At 65.8% G+C, this 24,700-nt stretch carries 19 protein-coding genes; 8 read left to right on the plus strand and 11 right to left on the minus strand.

The features are described from left to right. Positions 1-2 precede the first annotated feature (2 nt). Entirely contained in the window at positions 3-1,412 is a 1,410-nt protein-coding gene (gene glnA, locus EV665_RS21320; protein WP_064330048.1) for a type I glutamate--ammonia ligase, read from the plus strand. Between the two features lie 248 nt (positions 1,413-1,660). Here the strand turns inward: glnA and EV665_RS21325 are convergent, their stop codons facing one another. Together EV665_RS21325 and EV665_RS21330 are read right to left on the minus strand one after the other, a co-directional pair. After that, a complete protein-coding gene (locus EV665_RS21325) occupies positions 1,661-2,695 on the minus strand; it encodes a TAXI family TRAP transporter solute-binding subunit (protein ID WP_064330047.1) in 1,035 nt (344 codons plus the stop codon). Between the two features lie 37 nt (positions 2,696-2,732). Then, positions 2,733-3,776 (minus strand): hypothetical protein, encoded by a 1,044-nt coding sequence (locus EV665_RS21330; RefSeq protein ID WP_133035598.1) that lies wholly within the window; start codon positions 3,774-3,776, stop codon positions 2,733-2,735. Positions 3,777-3,929: 153 nt separating this feature from the next. Between EV665_RS21330 and hspQ the strand changes: the two genes are divergently transcribed. Then, positions 3,930-4,262, plus strand: coding sequence for a heat shock protein HspQ (gene hspQ / locus EV665_RS21335; RefSeq protein ID WP_064330045.1), 333 nt, complete (start codon positions 3,930-3,932; stop codon positions 4,260-4,262). 86 nt (positions 4,263-4,348) lie between these two features. Here the strand turns inward: hspQ and EV665_RS21340 are convergent, their stop codons facing one another. Next, positions 4,349-4,975 (minus strand): invasion associated locus B family protein, encoded by a 627-nt coding sequence (locus EV665_RS21340; RefSeq protein WP_064330044.1) that lies wholly within the window; start codon positions 4,973-4,975, stop codon positions 4,349-4,351. A gap of 288 nt (positions 4,976-5,263) precedes the next feature. On the opposite strand from EV665_RS21340, the gene EV665_RS21345 reads away from it, so the two are divergent. Next, positions 5,264-7,063: an extracellular solute-binding protein gene (locus EV665_RS21345; protein WP_245507783.1), complete on the plus strand. Its 1,800-nt coding sequence runs from the start codon at positions 5,264-5,266 to the stop codon at positions 7,061-7,063. Between the two features lie 187 nt (positions 7,064-7,250). After that, on the plus strand, positions 7,251-7,922 hold the full coding sequence (locus tag EV665_RS21350) for a DsbA family oxidoreductase (protein WP_064330043.1): 672 nt from the start codon (positions 7,251-7,253) through the stop codon (positions 7,920-7,922). 6 nt (positions 7,923-7,928) lie between these two features. On the opposite strand, the gene EV665_RS21355 is transcribed toward EV665_RS21350, so the two are convergent. Genes EV665_RS21355 through EV665_RS21365 form a run of 3 tightly spaced genes read right to left on the minus strand, consistent with a single transcriptional unit; the run spans position 7,929 to position 12,439 of the window. After that, positions 7,929-8,567, minus strand: coding sequence for a glutathione S-transferase family protein (locus EV665_RS21355; RefSeq protein ID WP_245507780.1), 639 nt, complete (start codon positions 8,565-8,567; stop codon positions 7,929-7,931). 60 nt (positions 8,568-8,627) lie between these two features. Continuing rightward, positions 8,628-12,134 (minus strand): transcription-repair coupling factor, encoded by a 3,507-nt coding sequence (mfd, locus tag EV665_RS21360; RefSeq protein ID WP_133035600.1) that lies wholly within the window; start codon positions 12,132-12,134, stop codon positions 8,628-8,630. Then, entirely contained in the window at positions 12,131-12,439 is a 309-nt protein-coding gene (locus EV665_RS21365) for an FAD assembly factor SdhE (protein WP_064330040.1), read from the minus strand. Before EV665_RS21365 ends, mfd begins: the two co-directional genes overlap by 4 nt. Positions 12,440-12,548: 109 nt before the next feature. Here EV665_RS21365 and recG point away from each other — a divergent pair, with 109 nt between their 5' ends. Together recG and EV665_RS21375 are read left to right on the plus strand one after the other, a co-directional pair. After that, complete coding sequence (gene recG / locus EV665_RS21370) at positions 12,549-14,654, plus strand: ATP-dependent DNA helicase RecG (protein WP_133035601.1); 2,106 nt, start codon at positions 12,549-12,551, stop codon at positions 14,652-14,654. Between the two features lie 98 nt (positions 14,655-14,752). After that, positions 14,753-14,968, plus strand: a complete 216-nt coding sequence (locus EV665_RS21375; RefSeq protein ID WP_064330038.1) for a hypothetical protein — start codon at positions 14,753-14,755, stop codon at positions 14,966-14,968. A 201-nt stretch (positions 14,969-15,169) separates the two neighbouring features. On the opposite strand, the gene EV665_RS21380 is transcribed toward EV665_RS21375, so the two are convergent. From EV665_RS21380 to EV665_RS21400, 5 genes are all read right to left on the minus strand, one after another. Next, the gene (locus EV665_RS21380; RefSeq protein WP_133035602.1) at positions 15,170-15,874 is read right to left on the minus strand and encodes a DUF502 domain-containing protein; all 705 of its coding nucleotides are present in this window, start codon (positions 15,872-15,874) and stop codon (positions 15,170-15,172) included. Positions 15,875-15,909: 35 nt separating this feature from the next. Continuing rightward, a complete protein-coding gene (locus tag EV665_RS21385) occupies positions 15,910-16,404 on the minus strand; it encodes a GNAT family N-acetyltransferase (protein ID WP_210234661.1) in 495 nt (164 codons plus the stop codon). Further along, a complete protein-coding gene (gene glmS / locus EV665_RS21390; protein ID WP_133035604.1) occupies positions 16,404-18,230 on the minus strand; it encodes a glutamine--fructose-6-phosphate transaminase (isomerizing) in 1,827 nt (608 codons plus the stop codon). Before glmS ends, EV665_RS21385 begins: the two co-directional genes overlap by 1 nt. Before the next feature lie 114 nt (positions 18,231-18,344). Then, the gene (gene glmU, locus EV665_RS21395) at positions 18,345-19,718 is read right to left on the minus strand and encodes a bifunctional UDP-N-acetylglucosamine diphosphorylase/glucosamine-1-phosphate N-acetyltransferase GlmU (protein ID WP_133035605.1); all 1,374 of its coding nucleotides are present in this window, start codon (positions 19,716-19,718) and stop codon (positions 18,345-18,347) included. Positions 19,719-19,840: 122 nt separating this feature from the next. Continuing rightward, positions 19,841-21,490 carry a Na/Pi cotransporter family protein gene (locus EV665_RS21400; protein ID WP_064330033.1) on the minus strand — a complete coding sequence of 550 codons (1,650 nt, stop codon included), beginning with the start codon at positions 21,488-21,490 and terminating at the stop codon, positions 19,841-19,843. Positions 21,491-21,771: 281 nt separating this feature from the next. On the opposite strand from EV665_RS21400, the gene EV665_RS21405 reads away from it, so the two are divergent. Both EV665_RS21405 and trpD read left to right on the plus strand, forming a co-directional pair. Then, the gene (locus EV665_RS21405; protein ID WP_133035606.1) at positions 21,772-23,661 is read left to right on the plus strand and encodes a peptidylprolyl isomerase; all 1,890 of its coding nucleotides are present in this window, start codon (positions 21,772-21,774) and stop codon (positions 23,659-23,661) included. 15 nt (positions 23,662-23,676) lie between these two features. After that, positions 23,677-24,699: an anthranilate phosphoribosyltransferase gene (trpD, locus tag EV665_RS21410; protein ID WP_133035607.1), complete on the plus strand. Its 1,023-nt coding sequence runs from the start codon at positions 23,677-23,679 to the stop codon at positions 24,697-24,699. Position 24,700 lies beyond the last annotated feature (1 nt).

Raw genomic sequence — 24,700 nt, forward strand, 5'->3', positions numbered from 1 at the left:
AAATGACGACTGCCAATGAAATCCTCAAGCAAATCAAGGAAAACGACGTCAAGTTCGTCGACCTGCGCTTCACCGACCCGCGCGGCAAGATGCACCATGTGACGATGGACGTCGGCGTCGTCGACGAAGACATGTTCGCCGATGGCGTCATGTTCGACGGCTCCTCGATCGGCGGCTGGAAGGCGATCAACGAGTCCGACATGGTGCTGATGCCCGACCCGGCGACCGTCCACATGGACCCGTTCTTCGCGCAGTCCACCATGGTCGTCATGTGCGACATCCTCGACCCGGTCTCGGGCGAGAGCTACAACCGCGATCCGCGCGGCACGGCCAAGAAGGCCGAAGCCTACCTGAAGGCCTCGGGCATCGGCGACACGATCTATGCCGGCCCGGAACCGGAATTCTTCGTCTTCGACGACGTCAAGTACAAGGCCGACCCGTACAATACCGGCTTCAAGCTGGATTCCTCGGAACTGCCGTCCAACGACGACACCGACTACGAGACCGGCAATCTCGGCCATCGCCCGCGCGTCAAGGGCGGCTACTTCCCGGTTCCCCCGGTCGACAGCTGCCAGGACATGCGCTCGGAGATGCTGACCGTGCTCACCGAGATGGGCGTCACCGTCGAGAAGCAGCACCATGAGGTGGCGGCCGCCCAGCACGAGCTCGGCGTCAAGTTCGACACGCTGGTGCGCAGCGCCGACAAGGTGCAGATCTACAAGTACGTCGTGCACCAGGTCGCCAATGCCTATGGCAAGACGGCGACCTTCATGCCGAAGCCGGTCTTCGGCGACAACGGCTCGGGCATGCACGTGCACCTGTCGATCTGGAAGGATTCCAAGCCGCAGTTCGCCGGCGACGAATATGCCGGCCTGTCGGAAACCTGCCTCTACTTCATCGGCGGCATCATCAAGCATGCCAAGGCGATCAACGCCTTCACCAACCCGACGACGAACTCCTACAAGCGTCTCGTCCCGGGCTACGAGGCGCCGGTCCTGCTCGCCTACTCGGCCCGCAACCGCTCGGCCTCGTGCCGCATTCCGTTCGGCACGGGTCCGAAGTCCAAGCGCGTCGAGATCCGCTTCCCCGACCCGCTCGGCAACCCCTATCTCGGCTTCGCCGCCATGCTGATGGCCGGCCTCGACGGCATCAAGAACAAGATCCATCCCGGCAAGGCCATGGATAAGGACCTCTACGACCTGCCGCCGAAGGAGCTGAAGAAGATCCCGACCGTCTGCGGCAGCCTGCGCGAAGCGCTGGAAAGCCTCGACAAGGACCGCAAGTTCCTGACGGCCGGCGGCGTGTTCGACGACGACCAGATCGATTCCTACATCGAGCTGAAGATGGTGGAGGTCATGCGCTACGAAATGACCCCGCACCCGGTCGAGTTCGACATGTACTACTCCGCCTGATCGGCAGCGTTTTTCGACGAAAAACCCGGCTTCTGGCCGGGTTTTTTGTTTGTCGGGGAGCGTCGTGGGCGGCGCTTGGATCCTCGGGTCGAGCCCGAGGATGACGCAAGAAGGGATGTCTGGCAAAACAGGCGGACATGCCCTATGCCGCACCGTTCGATAGGCGGCCAGCCTCTCCTCATCCGTCATCCTCGGGCTCGACCCGAGGATCCAAGCCGCATGGGATGCCGGAAGCGAAGAACATTCGTCTACGGCTGGAGCCGCTGCTTGAGCAGGTTGAGATATTCCTCGTTGCTGTCGTCCGTGGCGCTCGTGGCGGCAGCGGCGGCGGGTTTGCAGGCGGGCTTGTAATCGAGCGCCATGCCGGCCTTCACGCAGACGCCGACCTGCCAGCCGGGCGGCAGCGCGGTGAGGTCCACCGTCTTCCATTTCGGATGGCCTGTCGTCTTCAGCTTGTCGAGGCCGGTGACGATGAGGTTGGAGAAGTCCGCCACCGTCTTGCAACTGTCCCGGTGATAGGCGTTGCGCTTGGTGTCGTAATCGTAGGTCATCATCACGGCCTTGACGGCGATGAGGTCGACCGGCGTGTCCTGGAAGGAATAGGTGCCGGCCTCGATGCGCGAGGGCGTGTAGGTGGCGAGCAGCGGCGCCTCGGTGATCGGCACGAGATGGAACTTCGCCCTGTCGATGGTGTTGCCGGTAAAGAGCGAGGCCGGCGCGCCGGCGACGTAGAAGAAGGCGTCGATCTCGCCGGAGAGGAGTTTCGGCAGCGCCTCGTCCGGGTTGATGTCCATGCGCTCGCCGGCCTTGACCTGCAGGATGTCCATGATGAGCGTGGCGGTGAGGAAGGTGCCCGAATCCTTCTTGCCGACGGCGACCTTCTTGCCCGCGAGGTCCTTGAGGCCCGCAATGTCGGTGCGGGCGAGGACGTGGATCTCCTCGTTGTAGAGCGGGAACATGATGCGCACGCCCTTGACCGCCTTCTGCACTTCGGGATCGTTCTTCTCGAAGGTCTTCAGGTATTCGAGCACGTCGCTCTGCACGATGCCGAACTGGGTGTTGCGGCGGTTGCGCACACCGACGAAGTTCTCCAGCGATCCCGCGCTTTCGAGGACATTGAGCGTCTGGCCGCATTCGGCGCCGAGCGCGGCGATGTCGCGGCCGATCTTGATATAGGTGCCCTGCGGGCCGCCGGTCATGATGTTGCGCTCGAAATCCGCGGCAAGAACGCCTGCGGTGGAAAGCGCCAGCCCGAGCGCGGCCAAAAGAACAGATCGCTTCATTCCTTTTCTCCCATCCAAGGCAGGTTCAGTGAGGGGTTCAGCAGTCGGCATCGAGGTCGCGCATGAGATTTCTGAGGGCAAGCACCGGAATGCGCCGGAAGACGCCGCCGAGCGCCCTGGTCACGCATTCGCCGGCGGCAAGCGAACGTTCGAGCTGTTCGCGCTGCACGCTGGTGAGGGAATCAAGGCCGGGCGTTTCGCGCATCGCCTCGGCCACACGCGCGCCGTTGCGCGGGTTGAGGGCCTGGATGGTGATGTCCCGGGCAGCATCGTCGGTCGCCTGCTTGTCCGGCACCGCCTTCCTGCCATTGTCGTTCGGCTCCTTCGGCAGCGGCATGCAGTTGGCCGCCTCGAGCGCCTCGACCTGCCCCGTCAGCGCCTTGGTGCGCTCGCCGAGGGCGGCGATCTCCTTGTCCTTGCGGTCGATCTCGTCCTGAAGCGCCGGCAGGTTTTTCGTGCGCAGCGCCTCTTCGGCCGTGCGGGCCTTGTCCAGTTCCGCGCGCAGGCCGGCGGTCTGCGTCTTCAGGTCCTCGGCCTCCGCGCCGCGTGCGGCGGCCTCTTGCGTGCAGGACTTTTCAAGGCCGGCGATCTTGTCGGTCTGGAGCGAAAGCCGGCGCTCGCGGTCCTTGACGGCCTCCTCGGCCTTCTTCTGCTGCGCTTCGGCATCCGCGACGCGCTGGCCGAGCAGCTGGAGCTTTTCTTCGAGCGCGGGCACAACCTCCTGCGCAAGCCTGGTGCGTTCGGCGGCGATCGCCGCCACATCCGCGCCCGACGTATTCGCATCCTTGCGCAGGGTCTCGAGCTGGCGCTTGAGCGTGCCGTTCTCCTGCGTCAGCGCCTGCGCCTTCCGGGTGCTTTCCTCGACCTCGGCGGTGCGGGCGTCGAGGTCGCGCTGAAGGTCGGCGATACGCGTGTCGCGCGCTTCGAGCTCGCTGTGCGGAACCGTGTCGTCCATCATGCGGAAGGCGCCGTAGCCGCCGGCCGCGCCGAGCGCCAGGCACACCACGGAGGCGAACAGGATGCCTCCGATGCCGCCGCCTGCTGCCGGTCCGTTACCGCTCCTGCCCCACTGATTGTTCATGCCACCCGACCCACATGAGACGCCCCCTTTGGGGTACGCCGAAACCATCGGTGGCGCAAGCGCCCCGCTCCCTTGGATAAAGACGTGCGAGATGGCCGAACTATTGATGTTTCGGCGTATTTACCCAAATATAGGAGGAAAGGTAGGTACGACATGAAGATGCGTAACGCAAAATTTGCCATTGGCGACATCGTCCGCCACCGGGTTTTCCCCTTTCGTGGCGTGGTCTTCGATGTCGATCCGGAATTCGCCAACACGGAGGAATGGTGGAACGCCATTCCCGCCGAAATCCGGCCGTCCAAGGACCAGCCGTTCTATCATCTCTTCGCGGAGAACGAGGATACGGAATATGTCGCCTATGTCTCGGAGCAGAACCTCGTTCCCGACGACAGCGGCAAGCCGATCCGCCATCCGCAGGTCCGCGCCCTGATGGATGTGGAGAAGGGGCATTATCGCTGGAAGGAGCAGAGCGGCATTTTCCACTGAAGCGCGCCCGTCGCCGCGCTTCCGCTTCGCCCAACAAAAAACCCGGCCTTTGGCCGGGTTTTTCGTGATCGCATCAAGCGGGACGCTTACTGGCTCTTGGCGGCCTTCTGGGCCTCTTCGAGCTTCTTGCGGGCTTCTTCCGCCTTCTTCTGCATTTCTTCCTGCAGCAGGCGCTGGCGCTCTTCGAGCTGCGACTGTTCGATCGGCTCGCCGTCGAAGACGCCGGTGAAGCCTTCGAGCGAGATCTTGATCGGGTTCGGCGCGCGCTGGAAGTTGACCGAGGTCAGGACAAGCTCGCCGCCCTTCTTGAGGCTGGAGATCATCTGGTCGGTCAGCGGCACTTCGGCGACGCACTTGTCGGGCATGCAGATGGCGTAGTCGAGCTTCTGGGCCTTGCCGCCGTCGATCTGCATCTGGACGCCCGGCGGGATCAGGCGGGCGCTCGGCACAGAAACCTGCATGATCTTGCGGTTGGCCTTGCCGGCAACGGTGATGAGGCCGACCGCGGTGATGAGCTGGCCGCTGTTGGCCGTCAGCAGGTTCTGCACGATGCAGACGTCGTTGTCTTCCTGCTTGGTGCAGACCTTGAACCAGCCCTTCGGCGGCGCAGCCTGCTGCTGTGCCAGCGAAGCGGAAGGAGCAGCCGCCAGGGCAACGGAAGCAGCAAAGGCGGAAAGCACGGTCCGCTTGATGAGGTGCGATGTGAAGATCATAACGAGTTCGGTCTCCTGAAAATCCGGTGCCGGAGCGACAGCGCCCCCTTGGGGCCCTTTCGGGCGATTTGGTCAGCCGTGCGCTCTCCTGTCGGCGAAATGAGGCATTTGCATGACCCGCTTCGGGGAACCCTGTTACAATGGGCCGCGCCGGATATCCAGCCTTTCTTGATGAAATTCCCGCGTGCATCGGATTTCCCGCACCTGCCACGCTGCCGTCCCGTTTCGAGCGCGTATAATGGACGAGAATCATCCGGACCCCACGAGGAGACACAATTGCGCCCCTTCCTGACGGCCTTTGCCGCCTGCCTTCTCGGCCTGCCCGCCCCCCTCGCCCATGCCGCCCCGGTGCACGGCATCGCCATGCACGGCGAGCCGGCCCTGCCGGCGGACTACAAGCATTTCAGCTACGTCAATCCGGACGTGAAGAAGGGCGGGCGCATCTCCTACGGTGTCGTCGGCACCTTCGACAGCCTCAACCCCTTCATCCTGAAAAGCATGCGCACCACGGCGCGCGGCATGTGGGACCCGGAATTCGGCAACCTCGTCTACGAATCGCTGATGGTGCGCTCGCGCGACGAGGCCTTCACCATGTACGGCCTGCTCGCCGAAAGCGTGGAATGGGACGACGACCGCAGCTTCGTCGAGTTCCACCTCAACCCGAAGGCGCGCTGGGCGGACGGCAAGCCGGTGACGCCCGAGGACATCATCTTCACCTTCGAGCTGATGCGGGACAAGGGCCGCGCCCCCTTCAGCATTCGCCTGAACGGCGTGGAGAAACTCGAAAAGACCGGTGAAAACAGCGTCCGCTTCACCTTCAACGAGAAGGGCGACCGCGAAGCGCCGCTCCTGATCGCGCTGTCGCCGATCCTGCCGAAGCACGCCACCGAAGTGGAGACCTTCGACCGGTCGTCGCTCACCTTCCCGCTCGGCTCCGGTCCCTACAAGGTCAAGGCCGTGAAGCCCGGCGAGCGCATCGTCTACGAGCGCGATCCGAACTATTGGGGCAAGGACATTCCCTCGAAGATCGGCTTCGACAATTACGACGAAATCTCCGTGGAATATTTCCTGCAGGACAATTCGCTGTTCGAGGCCTTCAAGAAGGGCGCCGTCGACGTCTACCAGGAAGGCAATCCGACGAAATGGGCACGCGGCTACGATTTTCCCGCGGTCCAGTCCGGCACGGTCATCAAGGATGCGGTGAAGTCGAAGCTGCCGCCGGTCATGTTCGGCTTCGTCTTCAACACGCGCCGCCCGGTCTTCCAGAACGCGGAGCTGCGCAAGGCGCTGCTCTATGCCTTCGATTTCGAATGGGTCAACCGCAGCCTGTTCGAAAACGCCTATACGCGCACGGAAAGCTTCTGGCAGAACACCGAACTGTCCTCGATGAACGCGCCGATCGATGCGCGTGAGCGCGAGATCCTCGGCGAGGCGGTAAACCGGATCGATCCCGCCATCCTCGACGGCACCTATCGCCTGCCGGTGACCGACGGTTCGGGCCGCGACCGCAAGGTGCTGCGCGAGGCGATGAACCACTTCAAGAATGCCGGCTATTCCATCAAGGACGGCCGCATGGTCGATGCGTCGGGCACGCCGCTCGCCTTCGAGATCATGACGCAGAACGCCGACCAGGAAAAGCTCGCCCTCGCCTACCAGCGCTTCCTCGGCGCGCTCGGCATCCACATCACCCTCAGGACCGTCGACGATTCGCAGTACCAGAGCCGCAGCCAGACCTTCGACTACGACGTCATCATGAAGGCCTTCCTTTCGTCCCTGTCGCCGGGGCTCGAACAGGTGCGGCGCTGGGGATCGCAGGCGCGCGACACCGAGGGCAGCGAAAGCTTTGCCGGCGTTGCCGATCCCGACCTCGACCGCGTCATGGCGGCCATTCTCTCCGCGCGCACGGCAGAGGATTTCCGCTCGGCCGTTCGGGCCCAGGACAGGATGCTGCTCTCCGGCAACTATGTCGTCCCGCTCTATCACCTCGGCGAGCAATGGATCGCGCGCAACAAGACCATCGGCCGTCCGGAGGTGACGCCGCTCTGGGGCTTCCAGCTCCCCGTCTGGTGGGATGAACGGGTGCAATGAAAAGGGGCTATCCCCAGAATTGGGGTTACCGCAAGGTAACCTGTTGAAAGCCGTCGCAAGCCGGCCTATCTCGGCGGTGAGAGCGGCACGCCGAGCCGCCGCCGCAGATGTCAGACACTGCCACGCAGCCCGCAGGACGCGGCTGCGCGGCGGCCGGGATTGTCCGGCGCCTTGAAAGGAAACGCAGATGGAAGCCATTACGATCGATGTCGTCTCCGACGTCGTCTGCCCATGGTGCTATCTCGGCAAGAAGCGGCTCGACAAGGCGATCGAGGCCGTCGGCGACGATCTCGCCGTCGCCGTGACGTTCCGCCCCTACCAGCTCAATCCCGACATGCCGGCCGAAGGCGTCGACCACAAGACGCACCTTGCCGAAAAGCTCGGCGGCGACGAGGCCGTGACGCGCGCCCACGAGATGCTGGCGGGCCTCGGCCAGGAAGCCGGCATCGCTTTCGACTTTCCCGCGGTGAAGATCAGCCCGAACACGCTCGACGCCCACCGGCTGCTGCGCTGGGCGATGATCGAAGGTCCCGAGGTGCAGAACCGGGTCGCGCTCGCCCTCTTCAAGGCCTATTTCGAGGAAGGCCGCAATGTCGGCGACCGCACCGTCCTGCTCGACATCGCCGAAGCCTGCGGCATGGACCGGGCCGTCGTCACCGCCCTCTTCTCGGCCGGCGCGGATGTCGATTCGGTCAAGGAAGAGATCGGCATGGCCCGCGACATGGGCGTGACGGGCGTGCCCTGCTTCATCATCGACAACAAATATGCCGTGATGGGCGCGCAGTCGGTGGACGTGCTGACCAATGCCTTCCGCGAGATCGCGGCCCTGAAGGCGCAGGAGCGCATCGGGAAGAACTGACCGGCTTCACGCCCCGGCGGCGATGACGGAGGGGCGGGCCTTGACCCGCTCCCACCAGGCGTGGATTTCCGGAAAATCCGCAAGCAGCGTCGCGCCTTCCGGCGCCTGACCGAACAGGGCGAACATCGGCGCGGCGTGAAAATCGGCAAGCGACGCGTCCGGCCCGGCCAGCCAATGCCCCTTGCCGCAGAGGCCCGAAAGCGCCGCAAGGACGGTGCGCGCCTTTTCCAGCCCGGCGGCGATGCGCGCCTCGTCCGCAGGCGCCGTTTCCACGCGCTGGACATAGACGTCCCACACCATCGGCCGATAGGCGTAGTTGTCCAGCATGGCGATGATCTGGTTCATCCGTGCCCGCTCGCGCAGGCCACGCGGCTGGAGCGGCGGGCCGGGAAAGGCCTCGTCCACATAGCGGGTGATGGCGCTCGCCTCGTAGAGGCCGAAACCGTCATGCTCGAAGGCGGGGATGCGGCCGAACGGATGGCGCGCCCGATAGTCCGCCGGCAATCCGCCCTCGGCGAACACGTCGATCGGTACGAGATCGTAGGGCACGCCCTTCTCGTGGAGGGCAATCCGCACGATGCGGACATAGACGCTGTAGGTGGCGCCGTAGACGGTGACGGATACATCGGCGGCAGACATCTTCATCCTCCATCCCGGCGCAGCGCACCGGAGCATGTGCGCTTTTCTCCGAACCGCGAAAACGCCCTATTGCTTCGCCAGTCCCGCAAGCTGCGTCATCACCTGCGCCGCACCGGTCAGCCGCTTTTCCGGCGTCGGGTAGTCCCGGGCGAGGAACAGGCTCTGGTCGGGCCGGATCTTGGCCAGCGTGCCCTGCTTGGCGATATAGCCGACCAGCGCCGCCGGGTTCGGGAACTCCTTGTGGCGGAACTGCACGACGACGCCCTTCGGGCCGGCATCCAGCTTCTCGACATTGGCCACGCGGCAGAGCGACTTGATGTAGACGATCTTCAGCAGATGCTGCACCTCGACCGGCAGCGGCCCGAAGCGGTCGATGAGCTCGGCGCCGAAGGCGTCGATGTCGCCGAGCTCGGTGATCTCGCCGAGGCGGCGGTAGAGGCCGAGGCGCAGGTGCAGGTCCGGCACGTAGTCGTCGGGGATCATCACCGGCGTGCCGACGGAGATCTGCGGCGACCAGCCGCTGTCGGCAACCTCCTCGTCGCCCTTGATCTCCGCGACCGCCTCTTCGAGCATCTGCTGGTAAAGCTCGAAGCCGACTTCCTTGATATGGCCGGACTGTTCCTCGCCGAGCAGGTTGCCGGCGCCGCGGATATCGAGGTCGTGGCTGGCGAGCTGGAAGCCCGCGCCGAGCGTATCGAGCGATTGCAGCACCTTGAGGCGGCGCTCCGCCGTACCCGTCAGCGTGCGGTTGACCGGGAGCGTCAGCAGCGCGAAGGCGCGCACCTTCGACCGGCCGACACGGCCGCGCAACTGGTAGAGCTGGGCAAGGCCGAACATGTCGGCGCGGTGGATGATCATCGTGTTCGCCGTCGGCACGTCGAGGCCGGATTCGACGATGGTCGTCGAGAGCAGCACGTCGTAGCGGCCCTCGTAGAAGGCGTTCATGATGTCTTCGAGTTCGGTGGCCGGCATCTGGCCGTGCGCGACCGCGACCTTCAATTCGGGAACATCCTGGCGCAGGAAGTCTTGGATTTCCGAGAGGTCACTGAGGCGCGGGCAGACGTAAAAACTCTGGCCGCCGCGATAGTGCTCGCGCATCAGCGTTTCGCGGATGACGAGCGGATCGAAGGGCGAGATGAAGGTGCGCACGGCCATGCGGTCGACCGGCGGCGTGGTGATCAGCGAGAGTTCGCGCACGCCCGTCATGGCAAGCTGCAGGGTGCGCGGGATCGGCGTCGCCGAGAGCGTGAGCACATGCACGTCGCTCTTCAGCTCCTTCAGCCGCTCCTTGTGCTTGACGCCGAAATGCTGCTCCTCGTCGATGATCAGGAGGCCGAGATTGGCGAACTTGATCGACGAGCCGAGCAGCGCATGCGTTCCGACGACGATATCCGTCTTGCCTTCCGCCAGTTCCTTCTTGGTGAGCGCGAGTTCCTTCGAGCCGACCAGGCGGGAGGCCTGCTGGACACGGATGGGAAGCCCCCGGAACCGGTCGGAAAAGGTCTTGAAATGCTGGCGGGCGAGCAGCGTCGTCGGCACGACGACGGCGACCTGCACGCCGTTCATCGCCGCGATGAAGGCGGCGCGCAGCGCCACTTCCGTCTTGCCGAAGCCGACGTCGCCGCAGACGAGCCGGTCCATCGGCCGGCCGGCCCCGAGATCCTCGCGCACGGCATCGATGGCGTTCGCCTGGTCGTCGGTCTCGTCATAGGGGAAGCGGGCGGCGAATTCGTCGTAGACGCCCTCCGTCGAGACGAGCACCGGCGCATGGCGCACGAGGCGCGCGGCGGCGATCTGGATGAGTCCGCCGGCCATGTCGAGCAGGCGCTTCTTCAGCTTGGCCTTGCGCGCCTGCCAGGCGACGCCGCCGAGCTTGTCGAGCAGCGCGTCCGTGCCCTCGCCGCCGTAGCGCGACAGGAGGTCGATGTTCTCGACGGGCAGGAAGAGTTTCGCCTCGTCCGCATAGACGAGTTCGAGGCAGGCATGCGGCGCGCCCGCGGCCTCGATGGTTCTGAGGCCGACGAAGCGGCCGATGCCGTGCTCGGCATGGACGACGATCGAGCCCTCGTCGAGCCCGGCGACCTCGGTGATGAAATCCGCCCCGCGCTTGCGCCGTTTCGAGCGCCGCACCATGCGGTCGCCCAGAATATCCTGCTCGCCGATGACGACGATATCGCCGGCCTCGAAGCCGCTTTCGAGGCTGAGCACGGCCGAGCCCGCCTCGCCGGGCTTCAGCTTGCGGAGATCGGAGAACCTCTCGACCGGCACGACATTGCCGAGGCCGTGTTCGGCAAGCACCTGCAAGAGGCGGTCGAGCGAGCCTTCCGACCAGCCGGTGACCAGCACCTTGGCACCGGAGGCCCGTTTGTCGGCGATATGTTTCACTGCCTGGTCGAAGACATTGACCCGGGCGCTGTCCGCATCCTCGCTGCCGGCCGGCCGTGCCCAGCGCATGCCGGGCCGCGCCGCGATGGTCTCGACATGCCGCGCCTCGCCCTCGTGCTCGTTGAAGGGCGAGAGACGGATGGCGTCGCGTTCGTCGAGTTCGCGGGCGAACCGCTCGGCATCGAGATAGAGAAGGCCCGGCGGCACCGGCTTGTAGGGCGTCGCCTGCGCCACCTGGCCCTTGCCGGGCGTCGCGGACGCCACGCGGGCCTCGTAGTAGTCGCGCACGAGACGGGAGCGCTCGACGGCCGCCTCACGCACCGTATGGTCCGTGACGATACGGAAGCCGGCAAGATAGTCGAAGGCGGTTTCGAGGCCGTCGTAGAACAGCGGCAGCCAATGCTCCATGCCGGCGTAGCGCCGGCCTTCGGAAACGGCCAGGTAGAGCGCGTCGTCGCGCGTCGCGGCGCCGAAGGAGGAGAGGTAGTGCTTGCGGAAATGCGAGATCGTCTCCGGCGTCAGCGTCACCTCGCTCATCGGGTTGAGGTCGAGGGAGCGCGCCTGGCCGGTCGTGCGCTGGCTGGCGGGATCGAAGGAGCGGATGCTCTCCAGCGTATCGCCGAAGAAATCCAGGCGCACCGGCTCGCCGCTGCCGGGCACGAAGACATCGAGGATGCCGCCGCGCACCGCATATTCGCCGACCTCGCGCACGGTCGCGACGCGCTCGAAGCCGTTGCGCTCCAGCCGGGCGGCGATGTCGTCCATGCGCACCTGGTTGCCGGGGCGGGCGGAAAAGGCAAGGCTCTCGATGATCGCGCGCGGCGCCGTCTTCTGCAGCATGGCGTTGACGGTGACGAGCACGATGGCCGCATGCGGCTTCTTCTGGTGGGCGATCAGCGCCGAGAGGGCGGAAAGGCGGCGCGCGGACACTTCCGCGCTCGGCGAGACGCGGTCATAGGGCAGACAGTCCCAGCCCGGCAGCGTCAGCACCGGAATATCAGGCGCGACGAAGCCGAGCATCTGTTCGAGATCGGAGATGCGCTGGCCGTCCGACAGCACATAGGCGAGCGGGCCGGAGCTGCGGGCGAGTTCGGCAAGGATCAGCGGCTCGACGCCGGACGGCACGGCGCCGATGGTCATCGGCCGGCCGGCGGCCGCAATGCGTTCGGGGGAAAATCCGGGGATCATGCGCTGATGTCTTTGAAGAGCGGCGAGAAATCGGGGCGGTAGGCGGCGATGCGCGGGAAGAGGCCGTCGCGGAACGCCTCCGGCACCGGCTTTTCCCCCGTCACCCACTTGATGAGGTCGTTGTCCTCCTCGGCCATGATGCGCTCCAGCTCGTCGAGCTCGGCCTCGGAAAGCGTCTCGATCTCCGCATCGGCGAACGCGCCGAGCACCAGGTCCATCTCGCGGATGCCGCGGTGCCAGCAGCGGAAGAGGATGCGCTTGCGGCGCGGGTCGATCTCGGCGCTGGAGCGTGTCGTGCCCGTCATGATCGTGCTCGCTTTTCTTTCACTCAGGTATAATTCCGCGTTTCTATAGACCGGCAAAAGCCGCTTGTCAGCCTTGCCAAAGCGTCCCGGTCCGGCGATTTTGGCCGCCATGAGACCCGCATTGCTCGATCCGCTCTTCGCTCCCCTCTCCTCGCTCCCGGGCATCGGCCCGAAGCTCGGCGATCTCTTCGCGCGCCTGCTCGGCCAGGAGAGCATCGAGGACTGCCGGGTCATCGACCTCGTCTTCCATTTCCCGCACTCGATCGTCGACCGGCGCAACCAGCCGGGTATCGCCCATGCGCCGCAGGGCGTCATCGTCACCATCACCGGCCGCGTCGACCGCCACCAGCCGCCACCACCGGGCAAATCGAGCCAGCCCTACCGCGTCTTCCTGCACGACGAGACCGGGGAGCTGGCGCTCACCTTCTTCCGCGTCAAGGGCAACTGGCTGGAAAAGGCCCTGCCGATCGACGAGACGGTGGTGGTGAGCGGCAAGGTCGACTGGTTCAACGGCCGTCCCTCCATGGTGCATCCGGACTATATGGCCCGGCTCGGCGAGGCGGACACGGTGCCGCTGGTCGAGCCCGTGCACGGCCTTACCGCCGGCCTCACCGCGCGCGTGCTGCGCAAGTCGGTGGAGGCGGCCGTCGCGCGCGTGCCGCACCTGCCGGAATGGATCGAGCCGACATTGCTGCAGCGGCAGGGTTTCTCCTCTGCCTTCGACGCCATCCACCGCCTGCACGATCCGCGCGACGAGACGGATCTCGACCCGCAGGCCCCCGCCCGCCGCCGGCTCGCCTATGACGAATTCCTGGCGGGCCAGATCTCGCTCGCTCTGGTGCGCCAGCGCCTGCGCAAGGTCGCCGGGCGGCCGGTGATCGCAACCGGCGAACTGAGCCGCCCGGTGATCGATGCCCTGCCCTTCTCGCTGACCGGCAGCCAGCAGGCGGCGATCGCCGAGGTGCTGAAGGACATGGCGGGCGAGCAGCGCATGCTGCGGCTCTTGCAGGGCGATGTCGGCGCGGGCAAGACGGCGGTGGCGCTGATGGCGATGCTGGCGGCCGTCGAATCGGGCGGACAGGCCGTGCTGATGGCGCCGACGGAAATCCTGGCGCGCCAGCATTTCGCCACGCTCTCGCGCATGGCGGCGCCATCGGGCGTCACCATCGACGTCCTGACCGGGCGCACCAAGGGCCGCGAGCGCGACGCCATCCTCGACCGCATCGCCTCGGGCGAAACGCAGATCGTCATCGGCACGCACGCGCTCTTCCAGGACAATGTCGCCTACAGGGACCTCGTGCTCGCCGTGGTGGACGAGCAGCATCGTTTCGGCGTGCACCAGCGCCTGCGGCTGACGGCCAAGGGCATCTCGCCGCACATGCTCGTCATGACCGCGACGCCCATTCCCCGCACGCTGGTGCTCGCCGCCTTCGGCGACATGGACGTGTCGAAGCTCACGGAGAAGCCCGCCGGCCGCAAGCCGATCCAGACGGTCGTCATGCCCCAGGAGCGCATCGGCGACATCGTCGACCGGCTGCGCACGGCGCTTGCCGAGGGCAAGAAGGCCTACTGGATCTGCCCGCTGGTGGAGGAGACGGAAGAGAGCGAGCTGATGTCCGTCGAGGAACGGCATGCAACGCTCGCCAGCGTCTTCGGTGAGGCCGCCGGGCTCGTGCACGGGCGGATGAGCGGGCCGGAGAAGGATGCCGCCATGCTCGCCTTCAAGAACGGCGAGACGCGGCTGCTCGTCGCGACGACCGTGGTGGAGGTCGGCGTCGACGTGCCGGATGCCTCCATCATGGTGATCGAACATGCGGAGCGCTTCGGGCTTGCTCAGCTCCACCAGTTGCGCGGCCGCGTCGGGCGCGGCGCGGAGGCGTCGAGCTGCATCCTCATCTACAAGGGGCCGCTCAGCGAGAACGGCCGGGCGCGGCTTTCCATCCTGCGCGAGACGGAGGACGGTTTCCGCATCGCCGAGGAGGACCTGAAGCTGCGCGGCGAAGGCGAGCTTCTGGGCACCCGCCAGTCCGGCACGCCCGGCTTCCTGGTGGCCAGCCTCGAAGCCCATGGCGACCTTCTCGAAATCGCCCGCAAGGACGCCGCCTATGTGCTGGAACGCGATGCGGACCTGACCAGCGAACGGGGCGAGGCGATCCGCACGCTGCTCTATCTCTACCGCCGCGACGAGGCGATCCGCTTCCTGCGCGCCGGCTAGGGTCCAGCCGCAAACGCTCCGGCCACAAAAACGTGATTTCGCCGATATCCGTCGTGAAGGCATACTTCCTCCTGCCTCAGCGAAGAAGGAGAAATGCCATGAAGACAGTTCTCGCAGTCGCAGCAACGCTCGGCCTTTCGGCGTCCGCCGCCTTTGCGGATTGCGCCTGGCACAACAAGGTCAATGCGGAGGTCAAGGTCGACAAGACGATCACCACCGCAAGCGTTACCACCACCCAGAAACAGTCCCGCCTGCCGGCGGAGGAAAGCAAGATCATTCTGGAAGACCAGACGGACGCCGCCGTCACTGAATAGGCTTTTCCGGCCGCCCCTTCGCGGGGCGGCTCGAAGGCTGACCGCCGACATCATGCGCAAACCTGCCCTCCGTCATCCTCGGGCTTGACCCGACGATTCATGCCGCAAGGTGGGGCGTGCCTTGACGCGTGGACCTCGGCTCAAGCCCGAGGATGACGTCGAGGGCGGGGCTGGCTCGCGGCAAACGAACCTCTTTGTCCCTCAGCCCTTCTTCTTGCCCTTCGCCTTGATTTTCTGTTCCTCGCTCTCGACGAGCTGGAGCGGCTTTTCCGGCGGCGTGACGAGGCCGACGGAGATGATGAGCTTTGCGGCGTCCTCCGCGCTCATGTCGAGCGGCACGATCTTCTCCCGCGGCACATAGACAAGCCACCCGGCCGTCGGGAACGGCGTCGGCGGCAGGAAGCAGGCGACCATGTCCTTGCCCATCGCCTTGAATTTCGTCGCGATCTCGCCGCGCGCATCCGTCGCCACGAAGACGATCGCCCACAGGCCCGGGCTCGGATATTCGATCATCGCCGCCTTGTTGAACGAGGTGCCTTTGTCCTTCAGCACCGTCTCGAAGATCTGCTTCAGGCTCTTGTGCACCGTGCGCACCAGCGGTGTGCGGTTGAACAGCCCGTCGCCGAACTCGACGATGGTGCGGCCGATGAGGTTCTTGCCGAGGAAGCCGACGAGCGTGATCAGCACCAGCGCCGTCAAGAGGCCGAAGCCGGGGATGGCGAACTGGAGATAGTTTTCCGGGTTGTACTGCGCCGGAATATAGGGCTTCACCCAGCTGTCGGCCCAGCGGATGAAGGTCCAGGTCAACCATATGGTGATGGCGATCGGCGCGCAGATGACGAGGCCGGTCAGGAAATTGTTGCGCAGCCGCATGGCAAGCGACTGCCTCGGGACAAGGTCGGTCATCGGATATCCAGCATCTGGCGAGCGTGGGAGGGCACTCAGCCGTAGAAACCCGGATGATAGGAAACGGTTCCTCCGCCGTAAACCGGTGAAAACGCCACACGCATGAAATAGTCCGGCGGCACGCCGTCGAGCGTCAGCTTCGGATCGGCCGCAAAGCCGAACCGGCCGTAATAGGCGGGATCGCCGAGCAGCACGCAGCCCGCCGCTCCCAGCGCCTTCAGCCGCTCCAGCCCGTCCTTGACGAGCCTGCCGCCGATGCCCTCGCCCTGGCGGGCCGGATCGACGGAAATCGGGCCGAGGCCGTACCAGCCCACGCTGCCGTCGGAAACCGTGACCGGCGAGAAGGCGACATGGCCGACGATCACGCCGTCCGATTCCACCACCAGCGAAAGCGTCAGGGCGCCCGCGGCGCGCAGGCGGTCGATGATGAGGTGTTCGGTGCCGTCGGCATGCGGCGCCGTCCTGAAGGCCGTCTCCGTCAGCGTGCGGATGGCGTCCACGTCGTCGGGTCGTTCCGGGCGCAGAAAGATCATTCGACGGTCACGGATTTGGCGAGGTTGCGCGGCTGGTCGACGTCCGTGCCCATGAAGACGGCGGTGTGGTAGGCGAGAAGCTGGATGGGCAGCGAATAGATCATCGGCGCGATGATCTCGTCGACGTTGGGCAGCACGATCGTCGCCATGGTTTCGAGTTTCGAGGCGGCCGCGCCCTTCTCGTCGGTGATAAAGATGATCCGCCCGCCGCGCGCGGCCACTTCCTGCATGTTCGAGACGGTCTTCTCGAAGAAGCGGTCATGCGGGGCGATGACGATGACCGGCATGTTCTCGTCGATCAGCGCGATCGGTCCGTGCTTCAGTTCACCGGCGGCATAGCCCTCTGCGTGGATATAGGAGATTTCCTTGAGCTTCAGCGCGCCTTCCATGGCCAGCGGATAGCTGGTGCCGCGGCCGAGATAGAGCACATCCTTGCATTTGGAGAGTTCGCGCGACAGTTGCTCGATCGACGGCTGGATGGTGTTGAGCACGCCCGCCATGATGCGCGGCATTTCCGCGAGATTGCGCACCAGCGCCTTCTCCTCGGCTTCGCTGATCGTGCCGCGCGCCCGCCCCGCGCCGACCGCGAGCGCGGCCAGCACGGCGAGCTGGCAGGTGAAGGCCTTCGTCGAGGCGACGCCGATTTCCGGGCCGGCGAGGATCGGGAAGACGGCATCCGATTCGCGGGCGATCGTCGATTCGCGCGTGTTGACGACCGCGCCGATCTTCAGGCCGTTTTCCTTGCAGTAGCGCAGCGAGGCGAGCGTATCGGCCGTCTCGCCGGACTGCGAGATGAAGAGGGCGGCCGAGGCCGGGTTCAGCGGGATCTCGCGGTATCGGAATTCCGATGCGACATCGATCTCCACCGGCAGGCGGGCATAGCGCTCGAACCAGTATTTGCCGACGAGGCCGGCGAGATAGGCCGTGCCGCAGGCGGAAATGGCAAGGCTCGGCACCGTGGAGAAATCGATTTCCGAGGCGATCGGCCGTACCGTATGGGCGAGGAAATCGACATAGTGGCTGAGCGCGTGCGAGATCGCTTCCGGCTGCTCATGGATTTCCTTTTCCATGAAGTGCCGATGATTGCCCTTGTCGATGAGATAGGCGGCGGCGGACGAGACCTGGCGCGGCCGCTCGACGCGGTTGCCGTCGATATCGAAGAGGAAGGCGCCGTCGCGGCCGATCACCGCCCAGTCGCCGTCGACGAGATAGGTGATCTCGTTGGTGAAGGGGGCAAGCGCGATGGCGTCGGAGCCGAGGAACATCTCGCCGCGGCCGTGGCCGATGGCGAGCGGCGGACCGCTGCGGGCCGCCATGATGGTCGACGGGTCGTCCTCGAAGATCACGGCGAGCGCATAGGCGCCGGTGACGCGGCGCAGCATGGCATGCATCGCCTCGCGCCGGCCAAGGCCGTCGCGGCGGTACTTCGCCACGAGCTGGGCGACGACTTCCGTGTCGGTCTGCGTGGCGAAGGTCGCGCCGCCGGCGATCAGCTCGTCCTTCAGCTCGGAAAAATTCTCGATGATGCCGTTGTGCACGACGGCGACGCCCTCGACGAAATGCGGATGGGCATTGGCCTCCGTCGGCGCGCCATGCGTCGCCCAGCGGGTATGGGCGATGCCGACCGTGCCCGACAGGGGCTCCTCGGCGAGGCGCTTTTCGAGGTTGAAGAGCTTGCCCTCGGCGCGGCGGCGCACCAGCTTGCCCTCGACGATGGTGGCGACGCCGGCGGAATCATAGCCGCGATATTCAAGGCGCTTCAGGGCATCGACGAGACGGCCGGCGACAGGCTGGATTCCGACGATACCGACAATTCCGCACATGGAGCGCTCCGCAGGTTCAATTCGTTCTACTGCATTCGTTTCGTAGTGGTTTTTCGCGGCGGTGCAACACGACCGTACTCACTTTCGATTGCAAGCGTTAACGCGGGCAGTGGTCTATTCTGCGGCCTTCTTCCGTTCGGCCTTGATCGCCTGGTTTCGCTCGCGCACGAGGACGGCCCTGCCCGCCTTGTTCTCCTGCCGGGCCCGGCCGAAGGCGACGGCATCGTCGGGCACGTCGGCGGTGATGACGCTGCCCGAGGCGATATAGGCGCCATCGCCGATCGAAACGGGGGCGACGAGCGACGTATTGGAGCCGATGAAGGCATGCGCGCCGATGCGGGTCAGGTGCTTGTTGATGCCGTCATAGTTACACGTGATGGTGCCTGCACCGATATTCGTCTTTTCGCCGATGATGGCGTCGCCGATATAGGTAAGGTGGTTGACCTTGGCGCCCGCGCCGATCTCCGCCTTCTTCACCTCGCAGAAATTGCCGACCTTGGAGTGCGGGCCGAGATTGGCGCCCGGCCGCAGGCGTGCATAGGGGCCGATCTCGGCATCGGCGGAAATATGCGCCCCTTCGATATGCGAGAAGGAATGGATGAGCGCGCCGCTTTCCACGGTGACGCCGGGGCCGAAGAAGACGTTCGGTTCGATGGTGACGTCCGGTGCGATTTCCGTGTCGTAGGAGAGGAAGACGGTCTCCGGCGCGATCATCGAGACGCCGTCCAGCATCATCTGCTGGCGACGGCGCTGCTGCCAGAGCCGTTCGATGACGGCAAGCTCTGCGCGGGTGTTGCAGCCGGTCAGCTCCTCCTCCGGGGCCTTGACGGCGACCGCACGGCCGCCCGAAGCGCGCACCACCTCGACGATGTCGGTGAGGTAGTATTCGCCCTTGGCATTGGCGTTGCCGATGCGGCCGATCAGGTCGAGCGCCTTGCGCCCGTCGATCGCCATCAGGCCGCCATTGCAATAGGTGATGGCCCGTTCGGCCTCGCTGGCGTCCTTCTCCTCGCGGATCGCCAGAAGCGCGCCGTTCTCGACGATCAGCCGGCCGTAGCCGGTCGGGTCCGCCGTCTCGAAACCGATGACGACGACATCCGCCCCCCCGGCCAGGCCCGCGCGCGCATCCGCCAGCGGCGCCTCGGTGATGAGCGGCGTATCGCCGAAGATGACCAGCACGTCGTCAAACCCCTTGGCGATGGCCTCGCGTGCGGCAAGCACGGCATGGGCGGTGCCGAGGCGCTCCGTCTGGACATGCACCGAGCTTGTCACCGCGGGATTGTGCGCCGCCGCCTCGACCTTGTCCGCATCGCGGCCGAGCACCAGCGCGATGTCGCAAATGCCGGCGCCGGCCAGCGCATCGACCACATGGGCGATCATCGGCCGGCCGGCCACGGGATGCAGCACTTTCGAGCGGGAGGATTTCATCCGCGTGCTTTCGCCGGCAGCCAGGATGACGGCCAGGCAGGTGCGCTTCGTTGCAGTCATGGGAATCCTCGTTCACCCGAAATAGACGCCGTTCCTTAGCAAAAACGGAACGCAGGAGACAAAGGGATTTCTCAGGCGGGCCGGCAAAGGCCGCCCGACCCCGCCCCTGGACCGAGGCCGTTTCAGCCGGCGCTGCTGCGCAGGCGGCTCTCCGTCAGGAGCCCGTTCTCGTCGAGGATCGGGTAGGCGACCGAGACGAGGTGGGCGTTGACGCGCTTCAGGTCGCGCAGCATGTCGAGATGCAGCGAACTCGTCTGCAGGCTGTCGAGCCGGCCGTCGCGCAGGCGCTCCAGGTGCCGCTCGGAGGACTGCTTCTCCATCCGCCGCACATCCACCTTCACCTCGACGAGCTGGCGCGCCAGCCCCTCGTCGCGCGTGACGAAGATCGTCTGGGCGATGCGCAGGTTCTCGATCGTCAGGTTGAAGAGGTTGGCCAGCTCCTTGTAGCCGTCATCGGAGAATTTCAGGCCGTTGGCGATCTTCTTGCGCACCTGCTCCTGCAGGCCCTTCTCGATGATGTCGCCGACATGTTCGAGGTTGATCGCATAGTCGATGATGACGATGGAGCGCGCCGCGCTTTCGCCGGTGATGCCCTGCCGGCCGAGGCGCGAGAGGTAGATCTTCACCTCCTGCTGCAGGACGTCGACCTGCCGCTCCAGTTCGCCGACATCCTTCAGCGGCGCCAGGTTGTTGTCGTTGAACGCCCGCATGGTGCGGATCAGCATGGATTCGATGATGTCGCCGACGCGCAGCACCTCGCGCGTTGCGCCGGACAGCGCCACGACCGGGTTCGAAAGCGCGGAATCGTCGAGATATTTCGGCCCTGTCTCCGGCTGCTTTTCTTCCGGCACGAGCTTTTCCATCAACCTGGAAAGCGGGCCGGACAGCGGCCAGAGGATCAGCGCCACCACGAGGTTGAACGCAAGGTGCACGTCGACGGGAAGCTTGGTGGCCGGAATCGGCAGGAGCGCCAGCAGCTCGGCGACCTGTCCGGCGAAGGGCAGCACGGCAAGGCAGCCGACCCCGCGCACGAGAAGGTTTCCGAGCGTGACGCGCCGGGCCGAGGCCGCCGCTTTCAGCGTGGCGATGACCGGCGGCACGGCGCCGCCGAGATTGGCGCCCAGCACGAGGATGACCGTCAGCGCCGGCGACAGGATGCCCATCGCCGTCAGCGAGAGGATGAGCACGACGACGGCGAGGCTGGAGGAGGAAATGATGGCGAGAACCGTCGAGAAGGCGAGCGCGACGGGCCAGGCGCCGTCGAGCAGCGTCAGGAAGGCGCCGAGCGCGGGCGACTGGCGCATCGGCTCGGTCGCAAGGCTGAGCAAGTGCAGCGACAGCAGCATGAGGCCGATGCCGACCAGCGCGGAGCCGAGGCCCTGCCGGGCCGTGGAACTGCTCGATTTGTAGAAGACGATGCCGACGAGGATGATCAGCGGGGAGATCGATTCGATGCCCGTCGCCACCAGCCAGGCCGTCACCGCCGTGCCGACATTGGCGCCGAGCAGCACGATCTGCGCCATGCGCGCCCTGACGAGGTTGCGTTCGACGAAGGAGGCGATCATCAGCGCCGTGGCCGTCGAGCTCTGCAGCGCGACGGTGGCGACGAAACCGGCGAAGAAGGAGCGGAACGGCCCGCGCGTGCCGAGCGCCAGGCCCGAGCGCAGGCGTACGCCGAAGGCGCGCGTCATGCCGTCCTTCACCTGTGCAAGGCCGAAGAGCAGCAGCGCGACCGCGCCGAAAAGATTGATCATGACGATCGTGGATTCCACGTTCTGTCCTCCTTCCGGCCGGTGAAAACGGGACTCACCGGCCTGATCGCGCATCCGAGCACGAACTTTCCTATCGTGATAGGCCATTTTGGCGGCATTCCGTCAATAATTTCAGAAAACTTTTGTTTGCCGGCAAAATAAATCGGCAACGCCCGACACATTTGCGTCAGGCCGGCTTTTCCCAAGCATTGCACGCCCCGGGCGGACTTCAATTCCCGCGAACTTTCCGTTAAGAGACGATTTCCGGCCGCATGGCCGCCGAGATTGAGGAAATTTAGACGATGCTCGAAGCCCTGAGACGCGCCTCCCATACCTGGGTGGCAAAAGCCCTGCTGATCGTTCTGGTCGGTTCCTTCGCTGTCTGGGGCGTTTCGAGCTCTCTCATCACCGGCTCGGCCAATTCCGTCGTCACGGTCGGCGATGTCAGCGTCTCGCCGACGGATTTCCGCCTGGCCTACGAGCGCCAGGTCGCGACCATGTCGCAGCGCTTCGGCATGCGGCTGAATGCCGAGCAGGTCCGCGCCTTCGGCATCGAGAATCAGGTCTTCGCCGAACTCGTCGCCGGCGCCGCGCTCGACCAGCTGTCGCGCGACATGAATCTCGGCCTTTCCGAGGGCCGCCTCGCCCAGTTGATCGCCGACGATCCGGCCTTCCGCGGCGTCAACGGCCAGTTCGACCGCCTGGCCTTCTCCGCCGTGCTGCGCAATGCAGGCCTTCGCGAGAACGACTACATCAACAACCGCAGCCAGGTGGCGATCCGCGCGCAGGTCGTCGAGGCGGTTTCGGACGGCTACAAGGCCCCGGACGTGCTGACGGCGGCGCTGCGCCAGTACCGCAACGAATCCCGGACCATCGACTATCTCATCCTGAGCAATGCCAATATCGACCCGGTCAAGACGCCGGGCGACGATGTGCTTTCCCCCTGGTTCGAAGAAAACAAGGCCAGGTACCGCGCGCCGGAATACCGCAAGGTCGTCTATGTCTCGCTCGAGCCGAAGGACATCGTCGATACGGCCGCGATCACCGACGAGGCGCTCCGGGCCGATTATGAGAAGAACAGGGAAAAGTACCGCACGCCGGCCACGCGCACGATAGAGCAGCTGACCTTCGCCGACCGCGCGAGCGCGGACGATGCCGCCGCCAGGCTCGCCGCCGGCACGACCTTCGACGCGATCGTCGCCGAGCAGGGCAAGACGGCCGCCGACGTCCTGCTCGGCGATTTCACCGAGGCGAACGTTCCGGACCAGAAATTCGCGGCTCCCGCCTTCGCCGTTGCCGAAAACGGCGGCACGACGCCGGTCATCGACGGCACCTTCGGCCCGATCATCCTGCGCGTGACGAACATCCGCCCGGAAAACCTCAAGACCTTCGACGAGGTGAAGGAGGAGCTGCGCAACGAGCTGGCGCTGAGCGAGGCCGCCAACGGCATCCTCGCCGTGCACGACCGGCTGGAAGACGCGCGTGCCGAGGGCCTCGCCCTTGCGGAAGCCGCCGCCAAGAACAACCTGAAGGCCGTGACGATCGACGCCATCGACGCCCAGGGCAACGACCAGAAGGGCGAGGAGATCGATGGCCTGCCCGAAAAGGCCGCCCTCATCGCCGAGATCTTCAAGACGGATGTCGGCACGGAAACGCAGCCGATCAATGTCGGCCGCGAGGGCTACGCCTGGTTCGAGGTGCTCGACGTGATCCCGGACCGCGACCGCACGCTCGACGAGGTGCGCGAGCGCGTGATCGCCGACTGGACCGCCGAGCAGCAGCGCCAGACGCTTGCCAGGAAGGCCGAAGAGCTGGCCGAGCGCGTGCGCAAGGGCGGCGACATTGCCGCCATTGCCGGGGAACTCGGCATGGTCGTGGAGAACAAGACCGGCCTCAACCGCGGCGCCCAGGATCCGGTGCTGAGCCCGGCGGCCGTCGCCGCCGCTTTCGCCGGTCCCGTCGGCCATGTCGCCAACACGCCCGGCGTCGATGGCGAGGGCCAGATCCTCCTGAAGGTGACGGACGTGAACGCCGAGACCGCCACCGACGCGCTGTCGGGCGACGAGCAGCAGATCGCCGCCGTTGCCCGCGCCAGCGGCGACGACATCCTCGACCAGATGGTGAGCGCCCTGCAGGCCTCCTACGGCGTCTCGATCAACCGCACGCTCGCCGAGCAGAGCATCGCCCGATAGGGAGACGGGAACCGCATGTCCGACCTGAAACCCTATATCGCCAAGGTCGCCGGGGGCGCGGCGCTGGACCGCGAGGACGCCCGCGGCGCCTTCGAGATCATCATGTCCGGCGCCGCCACGCCCTCGCAGATCGGCGGCTTTCTGATGGCGCTGCGCGTGCGTGGCGAGACCGTCGACGAGATCTACGGCGCCGTCGGCTCGATGCGCGCCCGCATGCTGCCGGTCGATGTTCCCGCCGACGCGATCGACATCGTCGGCACGGGCGGTGATGGCGCCGGCACCTACAACATCTCGACGCTCGCGGCGATCATCGTCGCCGGCGCCGGCGTTCCGGTCGCCAAGCACGGCAACCGGGCACTGAGCTCGAAGTCGGGCACGGCGGACGCCCTCTCCTGCCTCGGCGTCAAGCTGGACATCGGCCCCGCCGAGATCGCCCGCTGCGTGCACGATGCCGGCCTCGGCTTCATGTTCGCCCAGTTGCACCATCCCGCCATGAAGCATGTCGGCCCGTCGCGCGTCGAGCTCGGCACGCGCACGATCTTCAATCTGCTCGGACCCCTGTCCAATCCCGGCAGCGTCAAGCGCCAGCTTCTCGGCGTCTTCTCGCCGCACTGGCTGCTGCCGATCGCCGAGGTGATGCGCGACCTCGGCTCGGAGAGCATCTGGGTCGTGCATGGCGAAGGCCTCGACGAAATCACCACGACGGGCACCACCCGGGTCGCCGCGCTCGAAGACGGCAAGATCCGCACCTTCGAGCTGACGCCCGCCGATTTCGACCTGCCCCAGGTGACGCTCGACGACCTGCGCGGCGGCGACGGCGCGCACAATGCCGCCGCGCTCCTCTCCGTGCTCGGCGGCGCGCACATGCCCTACCGGGACATTTCGCTCGCCAATGCCGCGGCCTCGCTGGTCGTCGCCGGCAAGGCGGAAACGCTGAAGGACGGCATGCGCCTTGCCGTCGATGCGCTGGAAAGCGGCCGCGCCCGCACCGTGCTGGAACGCCTTGTCGCGGTTTCCAACGAAGGCCAGGCGGAGTAGG

This window comes from Shinella granuli, assembly GCF_004341885.1.
Lineage (GTDB): Bacteria > Pseudomonadota > Alphaproteobacteria > Rhizobiales > Rhizobiaceae > Shinella > Shinella granuli.

Coding starts and splice junctions, on each gene's coding strand:
- glnA (WP_064330048.1), top strand. CDS start 3: ATGACGACTGCCAATGAAATCCTCAAGCAAATCAAGGAAAACGACGTC.
- EV665_RS21325 (WP_064330047.1), bottom strand. CDS start 2,695: ATGAAGCGATCTGTTCTTTTGGCCGCGCTCGGGCTGGCGCTTTCCACC.
- EV665_RS21330 (WP_133035598.1), bottom strand. CDS start 3,776: ATGAACAATCAGTGGGGCAGGAGCGGTAACGGACCGGCAGCAGGCGGC.
- hspQ (WP_064330045.1), top strand. CDS start 3,930: ATGAAGATGCGTAACGCAAAATTTGCCATTGGCGACATCGTCCGCCAC.
- EV665_RS21340 (WP_064330044.1), bottom strand. CDS start 4,975: ATGATCTTCACATCGCACCTCATCAAGCGGACCGTGCTTTCCGCCTTT.
- EV665_RS21350 (WP_064330043.1), top strand. CDS start 7,251: ATGGAAGCCATTACGATCGATGTCGTCTCCGACGTCGTCTGCCCATGG.
- EV665_RS21355 (WP_245507780.1), bottom strand. CDS start 8,567: ATGAAGATGTCTGCCGCCGATGTATCCGTCACCGTCTACGGCGCCACC.
- mfd (WP_133035600.1), bottom strand. CDS start 12,134: ATGATCCCCGGATTTTCCCCCGAACGCATTGCGGCCGCCGGCCGGCCG.
- EV665_RS21365 (WP_064330040.1), bottom strand. CDS start 12,439: ATGACGGGCACGACACGCTCCAGCGCCGAGATCGACCCGCGCCGCAAG.
- recG (WP_133035601.1), top strand. CDS start 12,549: ATGAGACCCGCATTGCTCGATCCGCTCTTCGCTCCCCTCTCCTCGCTC.
- EV665_RS21375 (WP_064330038.1), top strand. CDS start 14,753: ATGAAGACAGTTCTCGCAGTCGCAGCAACGCTCGGCCTTTCGGCGTCC.
- EV665_RS21380 (WP_133035602.1), bottom strand. CDS start 15,874: ATGACCGACCTTGTCCCGAGGCAGTCGCTTGCCATGCGGCTGCGCAAC.
- glmS (WP_133035604.1), bottom strand. CDS start 18,230: ATGTGCGGAATTGTCGGTATCGTCGGAATCCAGCCTGTCGCCGGCCGT.
- glmU (WP_133035605.1), bottom strand. CDS start 19,718: ATGACTGCAACGAAGCGCACCTGCCTGGCCGTCATCCTGGCTGCCGGC.
- EV665_RS21405 (WP_133035606.1), top strand. CDS start 21,772: ATGCTCGAAGCCCTGAGACGCGCCTCCCATACCTGGGTGGCAAAAGCC.
- trpD (WP_133035607.1), top strand. CDS start 23,677: ATGTCCGACCTGAAACCCTATATCGCCAAGGTCGCCGGGGGCGCGGCG.